The 8,642-nt window shown below is 38.9% G+C and carries 7 protein-coding genes; 1 reads left to right on the forward strand and 6 read right to left on the reverse strand.

Going from position 1 to position 8,642, the window contains the following annotated elements; translation table 11 throughout:
* Positions 1 to 176: 176 nt before the first annotated feature.
* The 3 genes from I6E24_RS01420 to hcp all read right to left on the reverse strand — a co-directional run bounded on the left by I6E24_RS01420 (position 177) and on the right by hcp (position 4,507).
* The gene (locus I6E24_RS01420; RefSeq protein ID WP_235325663.1) at positions 177 to 2,177 is read right to left on the reverse strand and encodes a M56 family metallopeptidase; all 2,001 of its coding nucleotides are present in this window, start codon (positions 2,175 to 2,177) and stop codon (positions 177 to 179) included.
* Between the two features lie 73 nt (positions 2,178 to 2,250).
* Complete coding sequence (locus tag I6E24_RS01425; RefSeq protein ID WP_235325665.1) at positions 2,251 to 2,616, reverse strand: BlaI/MecI/CopY family transcriptional regulator; 366 nt, start codon at positions 2,614 to 2,616, stop codon at positions 2,251 to 2,253.
* A 211-nt stretch (positions 2,617 to 2,827) separates the two neighbouring features.
* Positions 2,828 to 4,507, reverse strand: a complete 1,680-nt coding sequence (gene hcp / locus I6E24_RS01430; protein WP_235325667.1) for a hydroxylamine reductase — start codon at positions 4,505 to 4,507, stop codon at positions 2,828 to 2,830.
* Between the two features lie 135 nt (positions 4,508 to 4,642).
* Between hcp and I6E24_RS01435 the strand changes: the two genes are divergently transcribed.
* Positions 4,643 to 5,266, forward strand: a complete 624-nt coding sequence (locus tag I6E24_RS01435) for a Crp/Fnr family transcriptional regulator (protein ID WP_235325669.1) — start codon at positions 4,643 to 4,645, stop codon at positions 5,264 to 5,266.
* Between the two features lie 48 nt (positions 5,267 to 5,314).
* Here the strand turns inward: I6E24_RS01435 and I6E24_RS01440 are convergent, their stop codons facing one another.
* From I6E24_RS01440 to I6E24_RS01450, 3 genes are read right to left on the reverse strand one after another with little or no spacing between them, the layout of a single operon-like run.
* Positions 5,315 to 6,496, reverse strand: coding sequence for a TlpA family protein disulfide reductase (locus I6E24_RS01440; RefSeq protein WP_235325671.1), 1,182 nt, complete (start codon positions 6,494 to 6,496; stop codon positions 5,315 to 5,317).
* Positions 6,497 to 6,520: 24 nt separating this feature from the next.
* Entirely contained in the window at positions 6,521 to 8,116 is a 1,596-nt protein-coding gene (locus I6E24_RS01445) for a M56 family metallopeptidase (RefSeq protein ID WP_235325672.1), read from the reverse strand.
* 11 nt (positions 8,117 to 8,127) lie between these two features.
* Positions 8,128 to 8,493, reverse strand: coding sequence for a BlaI/MecI/CopY family transcriptional regulator (locus I6E24_RS01450; RefSeq protein ID WP_235325674.1), 366 nt, complete (start codon positions 8,491 to 8,493; stop codon positions 8,128 to 8,130).
* Between the last annotated feature and the right edge of the window lie 149 nt (positions 8,494 to 8,642).

Raw genomic sequence — 8,642 nt, forward strand, 5'->3', positions numbered from 1 at the left:
CACTGCAAATGTATTTCTTTTTCTTGGATATGCAATAGTGTGAACTTGTTTTTAACAAAAATTTTATATTCTTTCTTCGTCTATATAAAGTAATTGATAAAGAAAATCCCGACTTGAAAGCGGATTCTCAAGTCGGGATAATATTATAGGCGAGAGAGTTTTTATTTGAAGTAAAGTTATTTAGATGTATTGATGAGAAGCTTGTCTTTTATCACGTTTGCAGTCTTACTGTCCAACTTGTCGGTAGTAATGGTTAGTGTAGGGTTCTCGCTCCATTCTTTCGTCTTAATCATTATTACTCCTTCCTTCTTGTCGAATACACCGAACTTTTGGAATATCTCCTGTGCCTTGCTCTCTTCTTTTATTACTACTATGCTTTCAATGTTTTGAGGGTTTAACGCACTGAATTCTTTCTGTGATGCCACTTTATCGTCTATAACAATCAAGACATTTTCCAGTGACTTGTTGAATCTTACGACTCCGGGTATAGTAGGAGAGCCTGCTGTGGTTTTTTGCTCTGCTTTATCCTGATTGTCGAGTTTGAAAGTCACAGGTACTGTGTATTTTACAGGAACAGCCTCTCCTCTTTGCATTCCGGGAGTCCATTTAGGCATGTTGGCCAGTACCCTTATAGCTTCTGCATCAAGCGATGGAGACACGCTTTTCATCACTTTGAAGTCGGAGGTATATCCGTCTGTTCCTACTATAAACTGGACAATCACTCTTCCTTGTGTCTTTTCTCTCAAGGCATCAGCCGGATATTTTATGTTGCGTGCAACATATTTCATCAGTTCAGACATTCCTCCGGGATATTCAGGCATCTGTTCTACAATGAAGAAGGCATTGTCGTCTTTGGGGGATGTTGAGGCTTGTGGTATTTCCTTTTGGGTTCCATAGCCGACTACCACAATTTCATCCGTTTCCTGAACATCATCTTTCAGCCTTATCGGGCTCTTTTTCATTGATTTTATGTTCTCTTCTGTTACAGTTACAGAATATGTTTCTTTTCCGATGTATGAGAAAACAAGTACAGACTTTGGATTTGTTTCTATCTTGAACTTGCCGTCCAGGTCGGTTATGGTACCGTTATTGGTATTCTGTATAATTATGCTAGCTCCAATTATAGGTTGTCCTGTGGCATCGTCTATAATAGTTCCTTCAACTATTACAGACTTTTCCGATACGGAGTTTACGTTTTCTACCTCATGATTTTCCGTAATTGCCGAAAAATCATTAACTTTGACACTTGAAATCTCGTCAGTTAATTTTGAGATTTCAGGATGGGCAAAAGCGGCAACTGCTACAGCTGCCAGTGGAAGTACGTAGAGATACTTCGCACGAGCCCAAGGGCTGGATTTCTTTTTCATCATCATAGTGATACGTTTTTTAAGTTTACTGTGATTAAAGCTGTTGGCGATTGAGTAGAGCCTTGAGCCGACAGCTTTTTTTATTAATAATAGTTGATAATTCTTTGCGTCTATACCTTTTCTAATCACTGTTTCGTCAGCTTCAAATTCATGTACGTTCTGAAGTTCAGATTTGATAAGCCATGATGCCGGGTTGAACCATTGCAGAAGTATGCATATATCAGCCAGAATAAGGTCAATGGAATGGTGGTTGGAGATATGTGCCATTTCATGACATAGTATCTCTCTGCCGTTTTCCTCCAGGTCGGTACGCGATATTACTATGCGGTTTATCCAGCTGAAAGGTGATACTTTTTCGTCTGTCACTATAAGTTTGATGTTTCCGGTACTGTCTTTTACATACAGATTGATGTCTTCTTCTTTACCTTTGCGGGTGATGTTCAGTACTTTTCTGAACTGTAAAATCTCTTTTACGGCAAAGAAGAGTATTCCGATGATGTATATGATTGCTGCAAATATGGTGATATGTTCTATTGTGGAAGTATCGTTGGCTGTAGTTACTATATCCGCATCTGTTATGACGGGCGTCATAAGTGATTCATCTATGGATATTTCAACCTGAGCTGTTTCAACCGGGGTGTCCATGCTTATCTTGACGAAAGGTATTATGGAGCATATAATCATCAGTCCGAGCAGGGAGAAACGGTTGAAGCGATGAAATGTCTCGCGGCTCATCAGCAGTTTGTAGAACAGATAGAATACAGCCAGACAGACAGCTGATTTCAGTATATATATGAGTAGTGTTCCCATGTAAGTTTTTTTAGTTTAAGAGTTATAAAGTTTACAGAGAGATATTCCAATATTAAGGGATTCTTTTCTGTTGTTATTTCCTGTTCTCTTCTTCAACTTTCTTTATAAGTTCTTTAAGCTCGTCAATTGATATATCTTCTTCCTTTACCAGGGAAGATACTACATTAAGGTAGGAATTGTTGAAATACTTGCTTATTACACTTTTCAAAGTTCTGGTACTGAAATCATTCCGGCTCACTGTGGCGTAATACTGGAATGTGTTCCCGTATGCCTTGTGTCCTATATAGCCTTTATCTTCCAATCCGCGGACAATTGTTGAGAGAGTGTTAATATGCGGTTTAGGTTCGTCATAAAATGAAAGGAGTTCTTTCACAAACAATGGACCTTTTTCCCAGAAAAGTTCCATGATTTCCTCTTCTTTTGATGTCAGTTTTTTCATAAGGCTTTGCTTTTGATTATCGTTTGTGACAAATTAACTAAAAAATATAGTTGGTTAACTAAAATCTATAGTTAAATATACTTAATCCTTTGAATATTGTATGTTTTTATAGTATTTGTAATTATGATATATTAAACGTAAAGTACTATAAAACAGGAATTTCCGGAATCAGCTAGACTGAATCCGGAAATTAAACCTTTGTATATTACATTTATTCCACACTGATACCCAGTGCCTTCATGTCTTCGTCTACGGTTCCAATACCTGCTATACCGAAGTTATCAACAAGTACTTTTGCCACATTAGGCGATAGGAATGCCGGAAGAGTAGGACCGAGGTGGATGTTCTTCACACCGAGCGACAGGAGTGCGAGCAGAACGATTACCGCTTTCTGTTCATACCAGGCGATGTTGTATGCTATAGGCAGTTCGTTCACATCGTTGAGGCCGAAGACTTCCTTAAGTTTCAGGGCTACGACAGCCAGTGAGTAACTGTCATTGCATTGTCCTGCGTCAAGAATACGAGGGATACCGTTTATATCGCCCAATGGGAGCTTGTTGTACTTATACTTCGCACATCCGGCAGTAAGGATTACACAGTCCTGCGGTAATGCCTTTGCGAACTCTGTGTAGTAGTCTCTGCTCTTCATTCTGCCGTCGCATCCTGCCATAACAATGAACTTCCTTATTGCACCGGTTTTGATTGCATCAACTACCTTGTCTGCCAGACTCAAAATCTGATTATGCGCAAATCCGCCAATTATTTCGCCTTCCTCAATCTGTGTAGGTGCGTTGCATTTCTTTGCAAGTTCAATCACTTCCGAGAAGTCTTTTACCCCGTTCTTGTTTGCCGTGATATGTTTCCAGCCCGGATAACCGGTAGAGTTGGTTGTGAAAATTCTGTTTTTATAAACAGCATTCGAAGTAGGAGGGACGATACAGTTTGTGGTGAATATAACCGGTCCGTTGAACGAAGAGAATTCCTCACGCTGCTTCCACCATGCGTTACCATAGTTGCCGATGAAATGCTTATATTTCTTGAATGCGGGGTAGTAGTGTGCCGGCAACATCTCGCTATGTGTATATACATCCACTCCTGTGCCTTCAGTCTGTTTCAATAATTCCTCTATGTCGTGCAGGTCATGTCCGCTTATCAATATTCCCGGATTTGTTCCTACACCGATATTTACCTTTGTAATTTCCGGATTTCCGTAAGTTTCCGTATTTGCCTTGTCCAATAGAGCCATGACCTTCACTCCTGTTTCGCCAACGGCAAGAGTTAATGCTGTAAGCTCGTTTGCCGATAAGTTGCCGACTGTGATTTTTCTTATCGTAGACTGCATGAAGGCATGTATGTTTTCGTCATTATATCCCAGGCGCATGGCATGCTCGTGATATGCAGCCATACCTTTCAGACCATATATAATAAGCTCTTTCAGCGAGCGGATGTCCTCATTCTTTTCTCTCAGAATACCAACAGTTCTTGATTTCTCATCGTAGAATTTTCTGTTTTCTGTGTTCCAGATTATTTCATCTACGGCAGGAAGCTTGATATTCTCTTTCTCTGCAATATTCTTCAGTTCAGCTTTCAGTTCCAGTCCGCGGTCAACTCTCTTCAGTATGCTTTCGTCGTCGAAATTGGCATTTGTGATAGTAGAGAACAGTGCGTCAGTCACAAAAGTGTTTATCTCTTGGCTTGTTTTGATTCCGTTTTCTCTCAATATGTCCGATATGGAGCATACTCCTCGAACTACGAACAACAGCAAGTCCATGGCTGCCGATGTTGAGCTGCTCTTGCCGCATACACCCTTGATGGTACAAGCTATTCCCTTGGCTGTCTCCTGACACTGGAAACAGAACATTTCGTTTACTGCAATAGAATTTTCAGTCATAATAAATGTGATTTGAATTTGTGGCTAATACTATTGTTTATTATTTTTGTGCAAAGGTATTCCGTTGTTACTCTTTGTTCCGTAACAGATGTTACCATGACTGATAAAAATGATTAATATATTTAGGATAGGTATATGGGACGATTTTATGACATATTGGATTTCGCTCTTTTCGAAGGAGTAAACAAAGATGGTATAGCAGTATTTCTAAAGAATGCCTCCAATAAGATTTCTTCGTACAAGAAAGGTGATATTGTCGTCCTTCAGGACAGCCTGTGTAAGTCATTGTTGCTGTTGTGTCAGGGTACGCTGCTTGCCAAGATGACAAATGCTGAGGGAAAGGAGATAGTTATTGAACATCTTTCGGCTCCTGAAATGCTGGCACCGGCATTTATTTACGGAACAGAGAATAGGTTTCCCGTAACTCTGCAGGCAGAGGATGAAGTCATAATATGGTCTCTTTCGAAGGATGATTTTCTTAAGATGATGGAAACTGATGATGCTCTTCTGCGGAATTTTCTCCGTCAGATATCAGACAGGAGTGTCTTCCTAAGCCGGAAACTGAATGAATTCGCCTTGCAGAATCTTAGTACAAGAATAGTAAGCTATCTGCAGAGGAATGGTGTTATAACAAATATCCAGGATGTTGCTTTTATCATGGGAGTGGCACGCCCGTCGCTGTCGCGTACGCTGTCGGCTATGGTTGAGGAAGGTGTATTGATAAAGACTGAAGATGGGTATATATTGTCAAAATTGTGAGTAAAAATATCCTGTCATCAGAAAAACGACAGGATATTTGAGAGGTATTCACAGATTTACAGAGTTCTGATATTTGGCTTTGATTATCGTTTTTACTTTTGATTTCAGATGATCTTTACCATATCCCGACCAACTGTCCAAAATTTTTCCTTCGGGAGAAATCATCACGAAATGAGGAATGCTTCTTACACCATATACAGCGCCCAGACCATTAAAACCTTTCAGATCGCTCCAATTATGCCAGGTTATGGGATATTTTTCTGAAACTTTTTTCCAGCCTTTCTTGTCCTGCAAATTAAGACTTACCACCTCAAGTTTATCTTTATACTCTTCACTGACAGCCTTCAGCTCTGGTTGTGCCATGATACAGGGACCACATCCGTCGCTCCAGAAGTCAAGCAATACAAACTTTCCTCTTAAATCGGATATGTGGTGAATATTTCCTTCCAGATCATATATATCGCTATCAGGAGCGTCATCACCTTTCGCTGCAACAGTCGGTGGATTCAAGGCTAAATAAACAGAAGTTCCGACATCAGATTTTTTCTGCTCTTCATCGAGCATATCATAAAGCTGTCGCAATTCTTCTCTAATGGGAATATCCTTCTCGTAACTCAACATTCGTGCAAGACCTTCAAGTTCCTTCAGCCAGGCTGCATTGATGTCTGAGTCCAGCATTATTTTTGCAATCCTCTTATATATGATATTAAATTGTATATCATCTCTTATTTTATTCAAACTGTCTGCTATGGTCTTCATCCTTTGATTTCTTTCCATAGCATAAGCTCTGTAGTATTTATTTGTTTCTATGGACAGACGCTGGACTTCTTTCCATTCGTTCAAGGAAGCTTTAATAAGTTTCTGCCTGAATTTCTGTTCGTTTAAATTGCTTTCTACGTCCCATGTGAAAATATAACGGTCCTTTCCAGTTATACTGACATCGCACCCTTTCTTCACCCATAAATCAAGAGGCATGGAAGGAAAATTATCCGAGCGTAACACTATCATTACATTTCTTAAATTGTCGTCCTCAGGGGTATATGCAAATCTGAATTTTCCGTCAATGATAGTATCAGCCATCAGGCATTTCCCCACACCTCCTTCATTTGAAAACAGTTGTATGACCATTCCGTCATCTACATCTTTAAGCTGACCTTCGATTCTTACTTCATCGTGCTTTGGAGTGCAAGAAGCAAGCAATAATATAATAGATAATAGTATTGTTTTCATATTAATCCCATTTATCATGCTGTATTAATGTTCCAGATTCATTCTCAGTAGATAGGCTTTTCTCAGCACTTGTTTTAAATCATATACCGTGCCTTCGGAAGCATCTGAAGGATACTTCAACGAAACCGTCAGTTTCTGGATATCGTATGATTCCAAAACAGAACTTATCGCTTTCTTCAAGTCGGAGATAGAGAAATCGCTCAGGCTCATGACTTCCTTGGCTTCATTTATGAATCTTATTTTATACCCGTTTAGCACAGTTTCATCACTGGTTGTTTGTGGAGGATTATTTGTGCCTACTTTGGGATAAGTATAAAACAACCTGGGTTGCATACATTTATCTACAACGTTACTTGGATACTCCTTTTTAAGCTCCGTATTTGCCAGACTGTATGCGCTTCTTACATTTCTTTTTATTTCATTTATGGCTTCCATTCTGGTGTTTCTGTCAGCTTTTATACATATAACTACCGGGCGGCAATCCTCTTTTTCCCTATTATACTCTTCTGTAAATTTTCCGACTAATACATCCTTTATCCTGTTAGTAGTATTATCGTCTATTTCTATCATAACAATATCCCTGTTAAGCAAATACTCATTACTTTTGTTCACATAGAGATCAACCACTATTTTATCATCATTAGAGTTGATTTCCGATAACAGATTGTCCGAATAATCTATCCGTACGGAATCCTTAACATTAGTCGGGACATAACTGCTCAGACTTTTTACTTCAGGAGTAGCAAAAACATACAGAACTCCTGCCACGATAGGGACTGCCGGCAAAATTCTAAGCCGTGCCCACTTGCTGTTTTTCTTTTTCAACATCATAGAAATACGTTTTTTAAGTGAATTATTGGAGAATCCGTGAGCCATTGAGTAGAGCCTTGAACCCACAGCTTTCTCTACTAGTAATAATTGATATTTGGTTGCATCGATGCCACAGTCTAATACTCCTTTGTCCGCTTGATATTCATGTATGGACTTCAATTCCTTCTTTAACAGCCATACTAAAGGATTGAACCAATGGAATACCAGCACTATCTGCAGAAACAAATCATCATAGAAATGCCTGTTCGCTACATGTATCGTCTCATGAACACATATCGGGGAGAATTTATTGTAATCATCATAAGATACTATGATATGATTCCATAAACTGAAAGGACGTATCTCTTTTCTTGTCAGCATCCATTTCACTCCGTTACACTCCATGCAGTCCATTCCTTTTATTACATTCATCACCCTTATATAGCTTGTGACCAATGATAATAGCATAATCATTGACCCTGCCAGATATACTATAGTGAGAATCTCAAAAATAAGACCTGAATTGGTTGATACTTGGTTCTCGGATACGTTATTTTTTATCTCTGCCAAATCCTGACTATTTACTGACATTGCCATTTCTTCAAGTGCATGGAAAGAAACCGGAGCGGAAACATCTTTTTCTATTTCCAGTGAAACAAACGGAAGAAACATACACGCCACAGTTCCGGTAATTATAACATAACGGTTGAACTGGAAATGTGTAGTAGAAGATAAAAACAGTTTGTAGAATATATAAAGTAATAACAGACAAAAACTGCTTTTCAATATATAGAATAATAAGGTTATCATATAATAGCTCTTTATTGTTTACGGTTATTCTCTATTTCGGATATCAGTTTCTTAAGCTCTTCCAGATCCATTTTCTGATCTTCGATGAACTGCGAAACCACCTTGGTATAAGAGTTGTCGTAATATTGTGAAATAATATCACTCAATGCGGAACCATGATATTGCTTTCTGGTTATTTTAGCTTCGTATTGATAGGTATTCCCAAGAGGTCTGTAATAGACAAATCCTTTTTCAACAAGCAGTTTTACCAATGTAGCTACAGTGTTATAATGAGGTTTGGGCTCTTTATAGAACGCCAGCATCTCACGTATGAACATTGGGCCGTTATCCCAAAGAATGTCCATTATTTCTTCTTCTTTCAATGTCAGTTTTTTCATATTTGCGAAATATTTTAAATTGTGTTATGTAGGTCGGCGGCATTGCTGCCGCTTTCCCCATTAAGAACTGTACGTGCGACTTTCACCGCATACAGCTCCGATAATTCTAAATTTAATTCTCATAAAATTAAATCGGCTCATAATCATCT

Source organism: Bacteroides caecigallinarum, from assembly GCF_021530995.1.
Classification (GTDB): domain Bacteria; phylum Bacteroidota; class Bacteroidia; order Bacteroidales; family Bacteroidaceae; genus Phocaeicola; species Phocaeicola faecigallinarum.

Bases quoted from the DNA above. Each gene is read 5' to 3' on its own strand.
- I6E24_RS01420 (WP_235325663.1), bottom strand. From the start codon at position 2,177: ATGGGAACACTACTCATATATATACTGAAATCAGCTGTCTGTCTGGCT.
- I6E24_RS01425 (WP_235325665.1), bottom strand. From the start codon at position 2,616: ATGAAAAAACTGACATCAAAAGAAGAGGAAATCATGGAACTTTTCTGG.
- hcp (WP_235325667.1), bottom strand. From the start codon at position 4,507: ATGACTGAAAATTCTATTGCAGTAAACGAAATGTTCTGTTTCCAGTGT.
- I6E24_RS01435 (WP_235325669.1), top strand. From the start codon at position 4,643: ATGGGACGATTTTATGACATATTGGATTTCGCTCTTTTCGAAGGAGTA.
- I6E24_RS01440 (WP_235325671.1), bottom strand. From the start codon at position 6,496: ATGAAAACAATACTATTATCTATTATATTATTGCTTGCTTCTTGCACT.
- I6E24_RS01445 (WP_235325672.1), bottom strand. From the start codon at position 8,116: ATGATAACCTTATTATTCTATATATTGAAAAGCAGTTTTTGTCTGTTA.
- I6E24_RS01450 (WP_235325674.1), bottom strand. From the start codon at position 8,493: ATGAAAAAACTGACATTGAAAGAAGAAGAAATAATGGACATTCTTTGG.